This window comes from Nocardia sp. NPDC050697, assembly GCF_040654395.1.
GTDB lineage: Bacteria > Actinomycetota > Actinomycetes > Mycobacteriales > Mycobacteriaceae > Nocardia.
The window spans coordinates 36410-52889 of the sequence record NZ_JBFAHY010000013.1; the positions used below are offsets into that span (position 1 = coordinate 36410).

General features: G+C 68.6%; 17 protein-coding genes. 10 read left to right on the forward strand and 7 right to left on the reverse strand.

Features of this window, described 5'->3' with window-relative positions; genetic code table 11:
• The first annotated feature begins 45 nt into the window (after nt 1-45).
• Nucleotides 46-588, forward strand: a complete 543-nt coding sequence (locus AB0H71_RS31830) for a TetR family transcriptional regulator C-terminal domain-containing protein (protein WP_357028516.1) — start codon at nt 46-48, stop codon at nt 586-588.
• On the opposite strand, the gene AB0H71_RS31835 is transcribed toward AB0H71_RS31830, so the two are convergent.
• From AB0H71_RS31835 to AB0H71_RS31855, 5 genes are read right to left on the reverse strand one after another with little or no spacing between them, the layout of a single operon-like run.
• Nucleotides 578-1165 carry a hypothetical protein gene (locus tag AB0H71_RS31835; RefSeq protein WP_357028519.1) on the reverse strand — a complete coding sequence of 196 codons (588 nt, stop codon included), beginning with the start codon at nt 1163-1165 and terminating at the stop codon, nt 578-580. The genes AB0H71_RS31830 and AB0H71_RS31835 overlap by 11 nt on opposite strands.
• Complete coding sequence (locus AB0H71_RS31840) at nt 1162-2337, reverse strand: acyl-CoA dehydrogenase family protein (RefSeq protein WP_357028522.1); 1176 nt, start codon at nt 2335-2337, stop codon at nt 1162-1164. Before AB0H71_RS31840 ends, AB0H71_RS31835 begins: the two co-directional genes overlap by 4 nt.
• Nucleotides 2338-2364: 27 nt before the next feature.
• Entirely contained in the window at nt 2365-3576 is a 1212-nt protein-coding gene (locus AB0H71_RS31845) for a CoA transferase (RefSeq protein WP_357028838.1), read from the reverse strand.
• A gap of 11 nt (nt 3577-3587) precedes the next feature.
• Nucleotides 3588-4412, reverse strand: a complete 825-nt coding sequence (locus AB0H71_RS31850; protein WP_357028525.1) for an SDR family oxidoreductase — start codon at nt 4410-4412, stop codon at nt 3588-3590.
• Complete coding sequence (locus AB0H71_RS31855; protein WP_357028841.1) at nt 4412-5344, reverse strand: TIGR03619 family F420-dependent LLM class oxidoreductase; 933 nt, start codon at nt 5342-5344, stop codon at nt 4412-4414. Before AB0H71_RS31855 ends, AB0H71_RS31850 begins: the two co-directional genes overlap by 1 nt.
• A 150-nt stretch (nt 5345-5494) precedes the next feature.
• On the opposite strand from AB0H71_RS31855, the gene AB0H71_RS31860 reads away from it, so the two are divergent.
• Nucleotides 5495-6871, forward strand: a complete 1377-nt coding sequence (locus AB0H71_RS31860; protein WP_357028528.1) for an ABC transporter substrate-binding protein — start codon at nt 5495-5497, stop codon at nt 6869-6871.
• A gap of 5 nt (nt 6872-6876) precedes the next feature.
• On the opposite strand, the gene AB0H71_RS31865 is transcribed toward AB0H71_RS31860, so the two are convergent.
• Entirely contained in the window at nt 6877-7455 is a 579-nt protein-coding gene (locus AB0H71_RS31865) for a TetR/AcrR family transcriptional regulator (RefSeq protein WP_357028531.1), read from the reverse strand.
• Nucleotides 7456-7636: 181 nt separating this feature from the next.
• Between AB0H71_RS31865 and AB0H71_RS31870 the strand changes: the two genes are divergently transcribed.
• Nucleotides 7637-8896, forward strand: coding sequence for an amidohydrolase family protein (locus AB0H71_RS31870; RefSeq protein WP_357028533.1), 1260 nt, complete (start codon nt 7637-7639; stop codon nt 8894-8896).
• A 511-nt stretch (nt 8897-9407) separates the two neighbouring features.
• Here the strand turns inward: AB0H71_RS31870 and AB0H71_RS31875 are convergent.
• Entirely contained in the window at nt 9408-9632 is a 225-nt protein-coding gene (locus tag AB0H71_RS31875; RefSeq protein ID WP_357028536.1) for an MspA family porin, read from the reverse strand.
• A 284-nt stretch (nt 9633-9916) separates the two neighbouring features.
• Between AB0H71_RS31875 and AB0H71_RS31880 the strand changes: the two genes are divergently transcribed.
• The 7 genes from AB0H71_RS31880 to AB0H71_RS31910 all read left to right on the forward strand — a co-directional run bounded on the left by AB0H71_RS31880 (nt 9917) and on the right by AB0H71_RS31910 (nt 16153).
• The gene (locus tag AB0H71_RS31880) at nt 9917-10297 is read left to right on the forward strand and encodes a hypothetical protein (protein WP_357028538.1); all 381 of its coding nucleotides are present in this window, start codon (nt 9917-9919) and stop codon (nt 10295-10297) included.
• A 65-nt stretch (nt 10298-10362) separates the two neighbouring features.
• Nucleotides 10363-11220 (forward strand): hypothetical protein, encoded by an 858-nt coding sequence (locus AB0H71_RS31885; protein ID WP_357028541.1) that lies wholly within the window; start codon nt 10363-10365, stop codon nt 11218-11220.
• Nucleotides 11199-12953 carry a tetratricopeptide repeat protein gene (locus AB0H71_RS31890; protein ID WP_357028544.1) on the forward strand — a complete coding sequence of 585 codons (1755 nt, stop codon included), beginning with the start codon at nt 11199-11201 and terminating at the stop codon, nt 12951-12953. Before AB0H71_RS31885 ends, AB0H71_RS31890 begins: the two co-directional genes overlap by 22 nt.
• Before the next feature lie 690 nt (nt 12954-13643).
• Entirely contained in the window at nt 13644-14138 is a 495-nt protein-coding gene (locus AB0H71_RS31895) for a hypothetical protein (RefSeq protein WP_357028547.1), read from the forward strand.
• Entirely contained in the window at nt 14135-14608 is a 474-nt protein-coding gene (locus AB0H71_RS31900) for a DUF6283 family protein (RefSeq protein ID WP_357028550.1), read from the forward strand. The genes AB0H71_RS31895 and AB0H71_RS31900 overlap by 4 nt, the downstream gene beginning before the upstream one ends.
• Nucleotides 14609-14691: 83 nt before the next feature.
• Entirely contained in the window at nt 14692-15054 is a 363-nt protein-coding gene (locus AB0H71_RS31905; RefSeq protein ID WP_357028553.1) for a hypothetical protein, read from the forward strand.
• A gap of 94 nt (nt 15055-15148) precedes the next feature.
• Nucleotides 15149-16153: a hypothetical protein gene (locus tag AB0H71_RS31910; protein WP_357028556.1), complete on the forward strand. Its 1005-nt coding sequence runs from the start codon at nt 15149-15151 to the stop codon at nt 16151-16153.
• Nucleotides 16154-16480: the final 327 nt, after the last annotated feature.

A 16480-nucleotide genomic window follows, 5' to 3' on the forward strand; every position in this document is an offset into this window, starting at 1 on the left:
GGTCAGGCCCGCCGCCGCCTGATCTGCGACGGCGGGATCGAGCTGTTGGCGGAATCCGGTGCCAACGGTCTCACCCACCTCAAGCTCGATCGCAGGCTCGGCCTCGCCGACGGCACCACCTCGTTCTACTTCCGCACCCGGGCGGCGCTGCTGCGGGCCGTCGCCGCCCGGGTCGCCGAACTCGACACCGCCGATCTGCGCGCCGTCAGCGAGTCCGACGCGGGTACCGCCCCCTCGGCGCTGGCCAGCATGATCATGGAGTCGGCATCGGAACCACGCGCCACCCGGACCAGAGCGCGCTACGAGCTGCTGTTGCACGCCGGGCGCGACCCCGAACTGGCCGCCGAGTTCCGCGAGAACTCGGCGCACTTCGCGGCCCTGCACCGAGATATCGTCGTCCGGCTCCAGCCCGGGAGCGAGCCGCCGGACGACGATCTGATCGACGAGCAGACCTTCGCCACCATCACCTTCATCAACGGCATCATGATGGGCATGGCCATGGGCGATCGAACCATCGCCGATGCTGCTCAGCTCGACCGATTGCTGTCCGGGATCGTGGCGGGCGTTGCCCGGTCGGTCAGCACCTGAACCGGTGCAGTGCGGCGAGGGTATCGGCGATCCGGTCGTAGGTGCGGGCTATGCCGACGAGTAGCACGCTGATGTCCTGTAGCACCGGGGAACTCACCTCGGGGCCGGGGCGCCGGGAGACGTACCGGGCGTAGCGGTCGAGTGCGGTGTATGCACCCTGCCGGATGGCGAGCAGGTGAATGCTGTCGGCGTCCAGAACCGAGATCGCGGTCAGGTGTGCGCAGCCGAGCAGCCCGCCGATCAGATCGACGAGGTCTTCCGGAAGCGGGTGATCCCCGCGGTCGCCGGCCATGGCCGCGACGTCAGCCGACTCGCGGACGACGGTGCCGAGCAGGATCGACAACTCGCGGAGTTTCGCCCGCTCGATCGCCGGGCGGTCGGCGGGAAGTGTGCTGTGCACGCGGTATACTATTGTCGCGCAACGCGATTCGAGCGCAGTCGACTGAGCCACGATGTCGCCGACCCTCGCGCCTGGACCGCCGAGTCCGGTCAGCGCGGTGGCGCTGTCGACGACAGCGGCCACCAGCTCCGCGAACGGACCGGCGGGCTCGGTGGCGGAGCCCGTGCCCGCGGTCACGGGCGAGGTAGTCCCAGCACTCGCTGCGCGATGATGTTGCGCTGGATCTCGGAGGTGCCACCGGCGATGGTCCCGGCGAAGCTGCGCACGAACCGCTCGAACCAGCCGGGGGCGAACTGCTCGAGGCTGAACGGGCTGTGTCGCGCGGTGATGTCCGAGTGGGCGAGCCCGCCGGGCCCGGCGGCGGTCAGCGCGTGCTCGGAGAAGCGTTGCACCGCTTCGGAGCCGAGCAGCTTCAGGACCGAGAGCTCAGGCCCGGACTCCTCCCCGCGAGCGGCGGCGGCCATGGCCTGGGAGCCGAGCAGGCGCACGGCGTGCGCGTCGAGTACCAGCGTCGCATAGCGGTCGGCGTCCACGGCGGTGGTGGGGCGGAAGTCGGTGAGCAGGCCGTCGAGCCGCTGGGCGAAGGCGAGCCAGAGCAGGGTCCGCTCGTGGCCGAGTGATCCGTTGGCAACGGCCCAGCCCTGGCCGAGGCCGCCGACGAGGTTCTCGGCGGGCACCTCGACGCCGTCGAAGAACACCTCGTTGAAGTCCAGGTCGTCGGGGGCGCAGACCGAGGCGAACGGGCTCGCCCGGACGCCGGGCAAGTCGGTGGGGATCAGCAGGGCCGAGATGCCGCGATGCTTGGGCGCCTCCGGGTCGGTGCGGACGAAGGCCAGGAGCACGTCCGCGTCGTGCGCGCCGGAGGTCCAGACCTTCTGGCCGTCGACGACGAAGCGGTCGCCGTCCGGCCGCGCCCTGGTTCGCAGCCCCGCGAGGTCGGAGCCGGCGCCGGGCTCGCTCATCCCGAGCGCGGCGGTGCGTTCGCCGCGCAGGATCGGCACCGCCCAGCGCCGCTGCTGCTCCGGCGTGCCGAAGGTGATGAGCGAGGCCGCGACGATGCCGACGCCCTGCGGGTTGAAGTGCTCGTAGATGCCGCGGCGGGCCATTTCTTCGCGGTGCACGTACTGCTCGAAGATCCCCGCGCCGCGGCCGCCGAATTCCGGCGGGTTGCCCGGCACCAGCCAGCCGTGGTCGAACAGCAGCCGCTGCCAGGTACGGGCCCACTCCGGGACGTGCCCGCTGGAGCGGGGACGGGCACCGGCCGCCGCCGCCGGCGGCAGATGGGTGTCCAGGAAGGCGGCGAACTCGGCGCGGAACGCCTCCACCTCGGCGTCGAAACTCAGCTGCACGATCGGCTCCTCGGCGACGGGGTGGGTTCAGGCGATCGCACCGGACTCCTTGAGCTCGGCGATGCGGTCCCAGCCGATGCCGAGCTCCATCAGCACCAGTTCGGTGTGTTCGGCGGCCTGCGGCGCGCGGACGGTCTCGAGCGGTTCGTGGTTGAACTGCACCGGCCCGCGCACCACCCGGAACGGGGTGCCGTCGACGGCGTCGACCTCGGTGATCATGTCGTTGGCAAGCGCCTGCTCGTCGGCGCCGAGTTCGAGCAGGCTCGCGAACGGCGCCCACTGCCCCCGCATGGTGCGCAGGCGATCGCGCCAGTACTCGAGGGGGTGGGCCGCGATGGCCGCGGTGATGAGAGCGGTCGCGGCCGCCGCATTGTCGAGCAGCGGCCGGACCTCGGCGAAGCGCGGGTCGTCGGCGGCATCGGGCAGGTTCAGGTGGTAGAAGGTGTCGCGGATGTAGCCGGTCGGGCTCACGATGCACAGGTTGATGGTGCCGCCGTCGGCGGTCGGGTAGTTGCCGAGGAACGGGTTGACCTTGGGGGCCGCAGGGGCGGGCATCGGGGCCCGCGCGGTCGTCCCGGTCTCGAGCCCCTGGGTGACCGCGGCGCCCGCCGCCCACCACGCGGTACTGAGCAGCGACACGTCCACCTCGAGTGCCTCCCCGGTGCGGTCCCGGTGGAACAGCGCCGCCGCGATCCCGCCCGCGATGTTCATCCCGCCGATCGAATCGCCGAAGGCGGGAATCCCCTGCGACAGCGGGGCGCCGAGCGCCTCCGGGGTCAGCGCGTGCCCGATGCCGCTGCGGGTCCAGAAGGCGGTGCCGTCGAAACCGCCGCGTTCGCGCTCGGGGCCCTTGTCGCCGAAGGCGCTGCCGCGCGCGTAGATGATGTCGGAGTTGACCGCGCGGATGTGCTCGACATCGAACTCGTGTTTCTGCCGCTGGGCGGGCAGGTAGTTGGTAAGGAACACATCGCAGGTGCGCGCCAGCGCGTAAAGGATCTCGCGGCCGCCCGCGGAGGAGACGTCGAGCCCGACGCTGCGCTTGCCGCGATTGGGGTGCTCGACGAGCGGATGCCGATCCGGGTCCAACCGCAGCCCGCCCATATTGACGAACCCGCGCTGGGTGTCACCACGGCCGGGATGCTCGATCTTGATCACGTCGGCGCCCCAGTCCGCGAGGATCGCGCCCGCAGCCGGGACAAAGGTGTACTGGGCGACCTCGAGCACCCGCACCCCGTCCATGACCTTGATACTCATCGCGACTCCTCGGAGGTGCTCGGGCCCAGGATGTACTCACCGGTGCCTGGATCGTGGTACCAGCCGCCCGCGGCCGCGGTGCCGCCGTCGACGTGCAGGGTCTGGCCGGTGACGTAGGAGCTCAGCGCGGAGGCGAGGAAGACCGCGGCCCCCGCGACCTCGTCGACGTGCCCGACCCGACCCATCGGCACGGTGTGCCCGGCGCGCTCCGCGAACCCCGGCGGCGCCATGGCCAGAATCCCCTCGGTCGCGGTGATGTCGGGGGCGATCCCGTTGACCCGGATCCCGTGCGGCGCCAGCTCGAGCGCCGCGGTCGCGGTGAAGTTCACGACCCCGGCCTTCGCGGCGGCATAGGCGGCGTAACCGGGAGCGGCGCGCACGCCCTCGATGGTGCTGATATTGACGATCGCGCCCCCGCCGCCCGCGGCGACCATGGCGCGCGCGACCCGCTGCGTGCACAGCAGCACGTGGGTGAGGTTGGAGCGGATCAGGGTGTCCCACCCCTTGGGGGCGGTGTCGAGCAGGGGCGAGCGGAACACCCCGCCCGCGTTGTTCACCAGGATCGTCGGCGAGCCGAGCGCGCTGATCGTCTCCGCCAGTGCGGCGTCCACGCTCGCCTCGTCGCGCACATCGCAGACCGCGGCGATCCCGCCGACCTCCGCGGCCGCCGTCCAGGCGGTCTCTTCGTTCCGCTCCCAGACCGCGACCCGGGCGCCGTACTCGGCGTAGGCCGCGGCGATGGCACGGCCGATTCCCGAACCGGCGCCGGTGACGACGGCGACCTGTCCCGCCAGGGTGGCGGCATCACGGTGCAGAACCATCAGCGCAGCTTCCCCTGCTCGAAGACGTCGATGACCGTGGCGCGGAAACGCTCGAGTTCCTCGGTCAGGTTCCGCACGCCGAGACCCGGCAGCGGCACCTGCACCCAGGTGACACCGAGCTCGGCCAGCCGAGCCAGTCCCTCGAGGTAGGCGTCCGGCTCGAAACCGGGCTCACCGGGCGCTCCCCCGGCCGGATTGGTGAAGCTGATGTCCAGCGCCGACCAGTCCTGCCCGGCGGCGTCGCAGCGACGGCGCAGGTCGGTGATGCCCGCGGCCAGCGCCTCGGTCGACTCCAGCGACGTGGTACCGGCTGTCGCGGCGAGCGCCGGAGGGGCGGCGAACGGACACCACCCGTCCCCGTGCTCGACCACCCGTTGGCGCGCGCTACCGGTATTGCCGCCGATCCAGATCGGTGGCGGGCTCACCGGGCGCGGGTGCGCGGTGATGCCGCGGGCGCTGAAGTGCTTGCCCTCGAAGGAGATGTCGTCACCGGTCCAGATCGCCCGGATCACCGCCAAGCTCTCGTCGACGAGCTCCGTGCGCTCCGCGAATTCCACCCCGAGCGCGGCGAATTCGCGCTTCAGGTAGCCGGTCCCGACGGCGAGGGTGAAGCGCCCGTCGGAGAGCCGATCCAGCGTCGCGCCCGCCTTGGCCACCAGGAAGGGGTTGCGGTAGGGCAGGACGACGATGTTCGGGATCAGCCGCAGCGTGGTCGTGCGCGCCGCGGCGAAGCCGAGCGCCACGAACGGATCGAACGCGTCGTGTCCACCGGCGTCGAGCCAGCGCTGGCTCGGCGCCGGATGATCGGTGAACCCGAGCGCGTCGAACCCCGCCAGCTCCGCCGCCACGGCGACCTCCGCGACTCCGGCGCCGGACAGCAGCCCGGGGTCGCTCGGGTGCCCGAGTATCGGATAGGTCATCGCAAAGCGCACGGCGCCGCCTCTCGGAGAAATCCGGATGAATCCACTCTTCAGATTCAAACTCTGCGATAGTAGAGTTCGCGACATGATGTAGGTCACATTCTCAGTTTCAGAGAGCGTGACTTTCCTCTGCTCGAGCTTTCACCCACCGAGGGAAACACCATGAGATGGCATCGAATCGGCCTTGCACTCCTCGCGATCACGCTGGTGATCACCGGCTGCGGGCGAAGCGGCACCGGGCGGGAGACCGAGCCCGGGTCCGCCCCCGCGGCGGTCTCCGGCGACTTCGGCGACCTGGCCGCGGTGTGCGGGCCTGGCACCGCGACGGGCGCTCCGGCGCCTGGCGTCACGGCCAGCGAGATCCAGGTCGGGGTCTTCTCCGATATCGGCTTCACGAAGAACCCCGACGTCGTGGACGCGGCGAAGGTCTTCACCTCGTGGTGCAATGCCGCGGGCGGCATCAATGGGCGCAAAATCGTCACCACCGTGCGCGACACCAAGCTGACCGAGGTGCGGCAGCGCATGCTCGATGCCTGCCGCCAGGACTTCTTCCTCGTCGGCGGCGCGGCCGCCCTCGACGGACTCGGCGTGAAGGACCGGCTCTCCTGCCTGCTGCCGGAATTTCCCGCCCAGGTCACCCAGACCGCGAACACCGGCTCGGATCTGCAACTGGCGTACGGCTCCTCCATCTCGGAGAACGTCAATCCCTACACCGGCTTCTACGACTGGCTCACCAGGACGGCCTACCCGCAATCACTCGGCGCGATCGGCATGATCAACGGCGACTCGCCGATCACCAAGGTGATGGGTGACAAGCTCACCGAGAGCTTCAACGCCGCGGGCGCGAAGGTCGTCTACAGCGAGCTGTACCCGCTCGCCGGGGTCGCGGACTGGACGCCCTACGCCCAGGCGATCAAGGCGGCGGGCGTGCGCGGGCTGATCTTCCTCGGCGAGTACCGCTACCTCGCCAAGCTGGAGGAGGTCCTCTCTGGTATGAACTACCAGCTGGATTGGATCGACGCGAACTCCAACTCCTACAACCAGAACTTCCTCGATGCCGCGACGAGCTCGCTGGGCACCCAGCACAACTACATCGACCTCAGCGGCCTCGCCCCGCTCGATGCCGCCGCGCAGGTTCCCGCGATCCGCCGGCTCAAAGATCTGTTCGCCCGCTACGCACCCGGATCGCCGATCACCTTCCAGGTACTGCGCGCATTCCAGGCCTGGCTACTCTTCGCGAAGTCGGCTACGGGGTGCGGCGACGCGCTCACCCGAACCTGCGTCTTCACGGCGGCAGGCAAGGAGAATGCCTGGACCGCAGGCGGACTCATCGCACCGGTCGACCTGACCCGGCCACTCTCGGAGCAACCCCGATGCTTCAATGTCCAGCAGGCGACGCCAGACGGCTGGAGAGCCGCCGACTTCGCGCCGAATACCGGCCCCTTCCGATGCGGCTTCACTCCCTACCGGTACACCCAGGATTTCGGACGGCCGACGACCCTCGCCGATGTCGGCAAGGTCATGAGCGACCTGAAGTGACCCCGTCACCCGACCCGGTCGCGCCGCGAGCGAAGGGATCCAGCGTCGGCGATGCCATTCACGATCCCGGTCAGCAGCAGGTCGAGCTGGGCGGCGCCGCCGATCGTCCGATCGCCCGCGAGCACCCGCAGGTGCACACCGCTGACAAAGCTCATGACGGCGGCCACCTGCTGCTCGAGCAGCTCGGGTCCCGGCTCGCTCCGGGACCGGCCCACGATCTCGCGGCGGTACAGCTCGGCGAACAGCGCGCTGTTGTGCTCGAAGATCGCGGCGAGCGCTGGATCCCGATTGGCCTGGAACAGCAGCTCGAAGCGGGCCTTGGTCCGGGTCAGCCTCGGCTCGGCCACCGACAGCATCACCATGGTGGCCAGCCGGGAGGCGTCCGGCGAGGCGAACACCGCGTCCGTCTCGACCGGGCCGGTGACCGTCAGCAGATCGACCAGGTCCAACTCGGCTACCCGCTGTGCCACCGCCGCCAGCAGCGCCGAGCGGGTCCGGAAGTAGAACGATGTGCTGCCATTGGGCACCTGCGCGTACCGGTCCACCTTCGGGTGACTCAGCCCCTTGGCGCCCTCGTCGGCCAACAGGCGGATGGCCGCATCGCACAGATCGCGGCGGCGCTCTTCGACATTCGGCTTACGTCGCTTTTCGATGCCGACAGATTATCCGACCGCCGACGTCCGCCGATGGTTGCGCCGATGACTCTAAGATTTTAGAGTCGAGAAGCGCCGTCGTTCGGCCGCGGCCCCCGAGAGGATGCCCTCAATGCATGCAGACGACCTGATTCTGGTGAGCATCGACGACCACGTGGTCGAGCCGCCGGATATGTTCCTCCGCCACGTCCCCGCGAAGTACCGGGACGAGGCACCGATCGTCGTCAACGACAACGGCGTCGACACCTGGATGTACCAGGGCAAGCCACAGGGGGTGAGCGGGCTCAACGCCGTCGTCTCCTGGCCGCCGGAGGAGTGGGCCAAGGACCCGGCCGGTTTCGCCGAGATGCGCCCCGGCGCCTACGACGTGCACGAGCGGGTCCGCGACATGGACCGCAACGGCATCCTCGCCTCGATGTGCTTCCCGACCTTCGCGGGCTTCTCCGCCCGGCACCTCAACCAGCACCGCGAAGCGGTCACCCTGGTCATGGTGTCGGCCTACAACGACTGGCACATCGATGAATGGGCGGGCAGCTATCCGGACCGCTTCATTCCGATCGCGCTGCTGCCCACCTGGAATCCCGAGGCCATGTGCGCCGAGATCCGCCGCGTCGCCGCCAAGGGCTGCCGCGCCGTGACCATGCCGGAACTGCCGCACCTGGAGGGCATTCCGAGCTACCACGACGAGAACTATTGGGGGCCGGTCTTCCGCACGCTCTCGGAGGAGAACGTCGTGATGTGTCTGCACATCGGCACCGGATTCGGTGCGCTGAGCATGGCACCCGACGCGCCTCTGGACAACCTGTTCATCCTCGCCACCCAGATCTCCGCGCTGGCCGCCCAGGACCTGCTCTGGGGCCCAGCCATGCGCAACTACCCCGACCTCAAGTTCGCCTTCTCCGAAGGCGGCATCGGCTGGATCCCCTTCTATCTCGACCGCAGCGACCGCCACTACACCAACCAGCGCTGGCTGCGCCGCGACTTCGGCGACAAACTCCCCAGCGACGTCTTCCGTGAACACTCACTCGCCTGCTACGTCACCGACAAGACCTCGCTGCTGCTGCGCCACCAGATCGGCATCGACATCATCGCCTGGGAATGCGACTACCCGCACTCGGACTGCTTCTGGCCCGACGCCCCCGAACAGGTGCTCGCCGAACTCACCGCAGCGGGCGCCGACGACACCGATATCAACAAGATCACCTGGCAGAACTCCTGCCGCTTCTTCGGCTGGGACCCCTTCACCCGGATTTCCCGAGACCAGGCGACCGTCGGCGCGCTACGCGCCCGAGCCACCGACGTCGACACGTCCGTTCGATCCCGCAGGGAATGGGCCCGCCGCTACGCCGAAAAGCATCTGACCGAGGCGTAACGGGATCACCGCCCGTTGCACTCAGCAAGCCTCGCTCGCAAGACCCGGCGACGAGGTGGCCAGGCGCGGGGGCGAGCCACTGAAGTAGGTCAGGCCCGGTCTTGTACCGGGCCTGACCTACTTGGCCAAGATCCCAGACCAGATCGCTGTCAGTCAGCGCGCTGAACTGGTACCGCAGAACCATGAAGGGTCAGATCGGATACGAACTAGCAATGACCAGGCGTTTCCCGGTTGCCCATGTTCTGCGTGTCCTGCCAAGGGCACGAACCTGCGACGCGTGGAGAGGGAGGCGGGCCGACCTCGCAAGGCTGCTCGCGACCCCCTCGGCACCAGCCTCCTCAGCAGCGCCATGCTGCAACCGACCCAGCGCCGCATGGCCGCGCGATCTCGCCCACCGCATCCCGGGGGTGCTGCGGGCGAAGTACACCCCGATGCTGCAGGGCTGGCCCCACAGCGTCACCCAGGTGGTGACCGCCTCGGTCACCACCTCGACCTGCACGAACGCCCGCGCTTACGCGTAACCACCGCACCCGGACCACCTGATCGTCTCATCGGCCCAGGTCACCGAGCCGCTACTGCCCGAGAAGCTGTTGTAGGTCTTGTGGTCCTCACTGCCGCAATCGTCCGGCCGCTCCAGAATCCAAGGATGTAGAAACGACTTAGCCTGTCCCGGCCCCAGCGACAGTTGGGCCGCGCCCAAGCCACCCACGTTGCCGGAGCAGCCACGCGGTGCCATACCTCGCGGGCATCCCGTCCCGGGCCAAGGACAATGGGCACGAAGTCTCCACTCGCGACCGCACCCCAACTGCGGAACCGGGGCTCAGCCTCGTGATGCTGCCTGGACTGTCGGCTGTTCGACCGACATTCGGTGCGACTTCCCCTGCCGGTTCCGGTAGTGCAGTGCTGGTCGTAGTGTTGTTGAGCGACCGTCCAGGATGTGTAAGGGGTTGCGGGGCAGTCGATGTGGACTGGAATGGTGTGTGAGGATCAGGGGAACTTTCGTGGCCTGGGGAGGTCGGTGTGGCGGTGTCGTGGCAGGCGGTGCGCAAGGTGGCGGTGCCCACAGCAGCGACCGCGGTGGTGACCTCCGGGCTGGCGGTGGCGGTGAACGTCGCGACCGACGGTGGTGCGGTGTGGGCGTGGGTGGCGGTGGCGGTGTTGACCGTCGCGGCGTTCGGCACGTCGCTATGGCTGCAGCTCGCCGCCCAGCCCCCCGCCCCGACCCCCGTGCCGCCGGAGCCCGCGGTGGGGGTCGATGTCGAGGACGCGAGCGCGGGCCGGGACATGCGGATCGGTCAGGTCCACGGCCCTGGTCCCGGTGTGCGGGGGCGGCGGCTGCAGGCCGGGCGCGACATGACCTTCGAGGGCACCGACAACCGCGGTGATGCCTCACACCCATGAACCCACCGCCTTCCCGCCGCTGGTGGCCGTGGCGGCGACCCGCTCCACCTCCCGCCCCGGTCCCGTTGGTCGATCTGGACCGGGTGACCGCCGGACGCGACTTCAGCGCCCGGATCGGTGACCATACCGAGATTGGCACGGTCCACCATCACTGGCACAGCCCGCCACCGCCCGTTCCGGTTCAGGTGCGTGGACTGGTGGTGGGCGCAATCCCCCATCTGGCACCGTACTTCGTGTCACGCGCGCAGATCGAACAGGTGCACCATGCCCTGGGCCGGCAGCGGGTAGCGGTGGTGGTGTGCGGGATGCGTGGGGCGGGTAAGACTCAGGTCGCGGCCGCCTATGCCCGCAAGGCCATGACCGACCCGGATATCGGATTGGTGGGCTGGATCGGCGCGGAAACCCGCGACAGCGCCCTGGCCGGGCTCGCCGAGATCGCCGACTCGCTGGGAGTGGCCGACCCCACGGGTGACTCACTGGTGTCGGCGCGGCGGCTGCGTAACCATCTCAACAGCAGCCCGGAGCTGTCGGGGTTGCTGGTGTTCGACAACGCCACCGACCCGGACTTCCTGCCCGAGTTCCTGCCTACCACTGGCGAGGTGCGGGTGGTGATCACCAGCACCGAGCGCGGCTTCACCGGCCTCGGTGCTCTGGTCGACGCCGCAACCGGTTCCAGCGACCGGAATCGGTCGGCTACCTGCACGCCGCGACCGGGCTCGATGACCCGGCCGGCGCCGACGACCTGGCCGAGGCGGTGGGGGATCTGCCGCTGGCCCTGGCCGCGGCCGCGGCCACCATCACCACCCGCCGTCTGGACTACTCCGGGTACCAGGATCTGCTGTCCGCTCAACCGCTTCCGGCCGTGCTACCGCGTCAGCAGGGTAGTGGACATCCCCTCGCGGTGGATCAGGCGTTGGGGTTAGCGGTCGAGACCGCCGCCACCACCGGCGACCCAGCTGTGGATGGGCGGGTGCGGTGGCTGGTCGGGGTGATCGCGATGTTGTCCCCAGACGGGGTGGAGGCCGACCTGCTCGAAAACGACCCGGACCCTGTCACGGGGGCGGCGATCGTCCGGTGTGTGCAGGGGTCGCTGTTGTCGTGGTCGACCGACGCCCGGGTGTTGGTGATGCACCGGCTCACCGCCCGCTTGATCCGCGAACACGCCACCACCACCGGCGGTTTGGATGCCCTGGTCGCGGCGGCTGTCGCGGTCCTCAAACCCCGGCTGTTCGACGACAGCGAGGCCTTCCGGCGCCGCAACGAGGGAGCACGGCTGGTCGAACACATCGACACTCTCACCGAACACACCAGCATCCACTCACCCGATCCCGACACCCGATCGGGTGTGTTGGCTGCCCGCCGCTGGGTCACCCTCCAGCTCGCCAAAGCCGCCGACCTGCAACGCGCTATCCCCCACGCCGAACACACCTACACCGCCCACCATCGGGCCATGGGCGACGACCACCCCGACACCATGACCACCCGTCATCAGCTCGCCTACGTCTACCAGGAGGCGGGGCGCGTCGGTGATGCGATCCAGGAATACGAACAGCTCCTCGCCGACCGCCGCAGGGTCCTGGGCGACGACCACCCCGACACTCTGACCACCCGCAACCAGCTCGCCGTCGCCTACCGGGCGGCGGGGCGCGTCGGTGATGCGATCCAGGAATACGAACAGCTCCTTGCCGATCGCCGCAGGGTCCTGGGCGACGACCACCCCGACACTCTGACCACCCGCCACAACTTCGCCTACGCCTACCGGGAAGCGGGTCGCGTCGGTGATGCGATCCAAGAATACGAACAGATCCTCACCGACCGCCGCAGGGTCCTGGGCGACGACCACCCCTCCACCCTGACCACCCGAGGTAGCCTCGCCAGCGCCTACCGGGCGGCGGGGCGCGTCGGCGACGCGCTCCAGGAATTCGAGCAGCTCCTTGCCGATCGCCGCAGGGTCCTGGGCGACGACCACCCCGACACTCTGACCACCCGCAACAACTTCGCCTACGCCTACCGGGAAGCGGGTCGCGTCGGCGCAGCGATCCAGGAATACGAGCAGCTCCTCACCGATAAGCGGCGGATCCTGGGCGACGACCACCCCTCCACCCTGACCACCCGCAACCAGCTCGCCGTCGCCTACCGGGCGGCGGGGCGCGTCGGCGACGCGCTCCAGGAATTCGAGCAGCTCCTTGCCGATCGCCGCAGGGTCCTGGGCGACGACCACCCCGACACTCTGACCACCCGCAACAACCTCGCTTACGCCTACCGGGCGGCGGGGCGCATCGGCGACGCGCTCCACGAATACGAACGGGTCCTGACCGATAAGCGGCGGATCCTGGGCGACGACCACCCCGACACTCTGACCACCCGCCACAACTTCGCCTACGCCTACCGGGCGGCGGGGCGCATCGGCGACGCGATCCAAGAATACGAACAGATCCTCACCGACCGCCGCAGGGTCCTGGGCGACGACCACCCCTCCACCCTGACCACCCGAGGTAGCCTCGCCAGCGCCTACAAGGAAGCGGGGCGCGTCGGCGACGCGCTCCAGGAATACGAGCAGCTCCTCACCGACCGCCGCAGGGTCCTGGGCGACGACCACCCCTCCACCCTGATCACCCGTGACAATCTCGCTGCCGCGCGAGACCAGAATCGGTGACGGTGTTTGTGGTTTCAAGGTAGACCCCAGCCGGACAGCTTCCACACCGGGTGAACGGTGTCCCGCTGGCCAGACGAAACCGCCGCCACGCGGCGAATGAATACGGTGGCGGCCGCAGGCACACGCACCACGCAGACGTGCGGAAATGCCGCGACCGAGCATCGGTGACGAGTTCGCCCTGGACGCAACGACGCGCCCGGCAATGATGATCACCGGCTGGTTCGTGTCCGGCCTGTCATAGGTCGGGACGCGCCCCGCACTGTGCAGTCCGGGCGGTGGTCGCGGGCGCGGCGCGGCAGCTGCTCGGGCTGCGCATCGCAGTACCGCGCCCCAGGCAGCCACGGCGGCGTCGAGTTCTTGCGGGCGCCAACCAGGGAGAGCTTCCGGACCCGCGCAGCGACAGTGGTGAGCACGTCGAGCACGGCGCCACCGGCGGCCGACTAACCAGCGGCAAAGGTGGCGGCCGAGCGCTCGGCGTTCTCGATCGCCCCACCGCCGTTGCGGCTAGCGTTTGCCCAGGCGATCCGGCGCCGGTATGCGGCGAGGCGCCTCGCCCCGGACCGATCCGAGGTCGGCGTCGGTGGCAGGGTCGACCGCGGTGGGGGTGTGGCTGCTGCACTTGTGAGGATCGACGCTGCTACCGACCATGGGCAGGTGCTTCGCTCTGATGGGTTCAGCAGGGGATCCGCGGTGGATGATCTCGATTTCGAGAACCGAGTCGTGCTGGTGGTCACGCATTTCTTCGGTAACACCGTGGACGCGAGCCAGGTGACCGACACCAAGTTACGGGACTGCATCAGGTTTCGCCTGCACAGCCAGCACTTGGCAGAATCCCGATCCGAGAGGAGGCGCCACCATGAGCGAATTCCGGCCCGATACGGTCGATCCAGCCGTGACTGCCATTCTGGACAGCTACGCCTTGACCGGACCCGCGACGGCGACTGCATCGAGGTCGCCCGGCTGGTCACAACCACGCTGCGCGCCGAAGGCTTCCGCGCCGACACCGTCGCGGTCACCGGCTGGGTCACCGCCCGCCACTTCGAGCCTGCCCTGCCCGTCGGCTGGATCCTGCCCGTCGAGGACTACCTACGCGAACTTGCCCACCGCGGCCCCGGAATCAGCCACGCCACCATCGACCCGGTCGACCCCACATCTCCACACCCTGACGCGGAAGCACGGCGATGACCAGTACTCCCCCAGCCCCCGAAACGCCGGCGTCACCCCCCAACGCCGATCTGGTCGGGCCGCCCGCGCCCAAACCGTGCACCAGCTGCCCTTACCGGAGTGATGTGCCCAGCGGGATATGGCACCCCTCCGAGTACGACAAGCTCTCCGACTACGACCGGCCCCTGGAAGAGCAACCTCAGCGGCTGTTCCTGTGTCATCAAAACGACGCCGACAGCGCCCGATCCCGGATGTGCGCCGGTTGGGTCGGCTGCCACGGCCCCGACATCCTCGGCCTGGCCATCGCGCTGATCAGCAACGACATCAGCCACACCACCTACCACGCCGCTCGCGACTACACCTCGCCGGTCCCGCTGTTCGGCTCCGGCGCCGAAGCCGCCGCACACGGCCGCACCGACCTCGAATGTCCCGGCCCCGCCGCCCAGCGAGCCATCACGAAAATCACTACCCGCCGCACCGACCTACAGTGACCCGACCGCCCGTTCGGCGCGGTGACACGTCCCTACCCGAATCAGCCGACGCCCTCACCTCGATCAGCGCCTGGAGGACAGCAATGACCGACAACCACGGAACCTCGGTAGCAGCCGACGGTCAGATCCGCGTGTGCCGGCGCCGCTGCAGCACCTGCATCTTCGAGCCCGGCAACCTCAAAGACCTCCGTCCCGGCCGCGTCGCCGAGCTGGTCCGCGAGACCCTGTCCAGTGAAGGCCACATCGTCTGCCACAGCACCCTCGACTCTCACGGCGCGATCTGCCGCGGTTTCGCCGACAATCCCCTGGCCCACGACCGCAGCCTTGCCCTGCGAACCGCTCGTGCACTCGACGTACTCACCGAGATCGACCCACCCGATCGCGGACAACACCCCCACATGGACCTCGAGATCTCACAGTCCCAGTGCGGGTGTAGGCGGGTTTGACGACTTGCCAACCGACGTGGGGAACTAGGCTGTCCGACATCGCGTGCCTGGTTGAGCCCCTCGTCGTGTCGGACAGTGCCGCGACAATGAGGTGATGATGGACTGGCAGGCCTTTTCGGAGAGGCTCGCACCTCCTATTGTTCCGCACAGGATTACCGTCTCGGTACGGACCGTGCGGGCAGCGATCGAGTCGGTACTCATGGGGTTCACCCGCGTAGCGCTGGAAGTCGTGCTGGCGGATGAGCTGAAGTTGCCGTGGACACAGGAGGACTCACCTTCGGACTCCTCCTACTCAAAACGCGCCCTTATCCAGGCCTACACCGATGATTGGACGCTCCATCAGCTGATCGCCCTGGCCCGCAGGATCGTGGCGGACGGCTACACGGGCACCGAGGTGCTGCCTGCACTGCTGGCCGAATACGACCGAGGTAGCGGAGTAGGGGCGCCGGTCAAGAACCTCATCTTCGCGGCGAACGGCCCCAAGCCGGAACTCGTACTACGTGATGCAGTCAACAACGACATCCAGATCATCAAGAACGCCGAGTACTGCCTCGTCTACGACCAGCCCCTTCCCTCGGAGGGGTTGACCTTCCGGCATCTGATCGAATGGTGGAGAGCCCGAGAAGGTCTCGAAGATCAGGACGACCGGACGGCGGGACACTCTCTGCACCGCCGACTGAGTGCAAGCCTGCACGGAAACAACGCCGAGCGACTGATCTTCGCCACCTACGGTGAGCGGTATGCAAAGCTCGGGTTCGACATTCCAGCACTGATCCCGCAGGTCTACCTCCACTACGACCCCTACACGCTGCGCCAAAGAGGTACAGAAACCGGACCGCTGGCCAGGCAACGGATGGACTTCTTGCTGCTGTTCAGCGATCGTCACCGGGTTGTCATCGAGCTCGACGGCCGCCAACATTACGCAGATGACCGCGGCATAGCTGACCCATCCCGCTACGCAACGATGATGATCGAAGATCGTCGGCTCAGACTCGCGGGCTACGAGGTCTACCGCTTCGGCGGGCAAGAGCTCGCTCAAAGTGGCGCAAAAGCGACAGTGGCCGCTTTCTTCGATGCACTTCAGGAACGCATGAAATGAACGGGTCGTGATTCAGCCGCTGTGGGTGTCACCGGCGGATGCCTGAGATTGTCGCTTCAAGCGCTCAAGGGATGACGTCGATCGAGACGGCGGGCTCGTCAGTGTCTTGGAATCCGAACGACACCGCGCCAAGGCACGGGGGCACCCGTATGGCCGGTCACGGTGATTGGAGACTCGGTCCTGCCTACCCGTGCGGCGTTGACAGCTGCGCGGCTGATCAGTGGTGGGTCGCTGCCGACTGCTGCCACTCGGACCGCTGCGATACGTCAGAACCGCCGCTGGAGCATCTGCAGGCTGCGGTAATTGGATAACCCACCCAAAACGGGG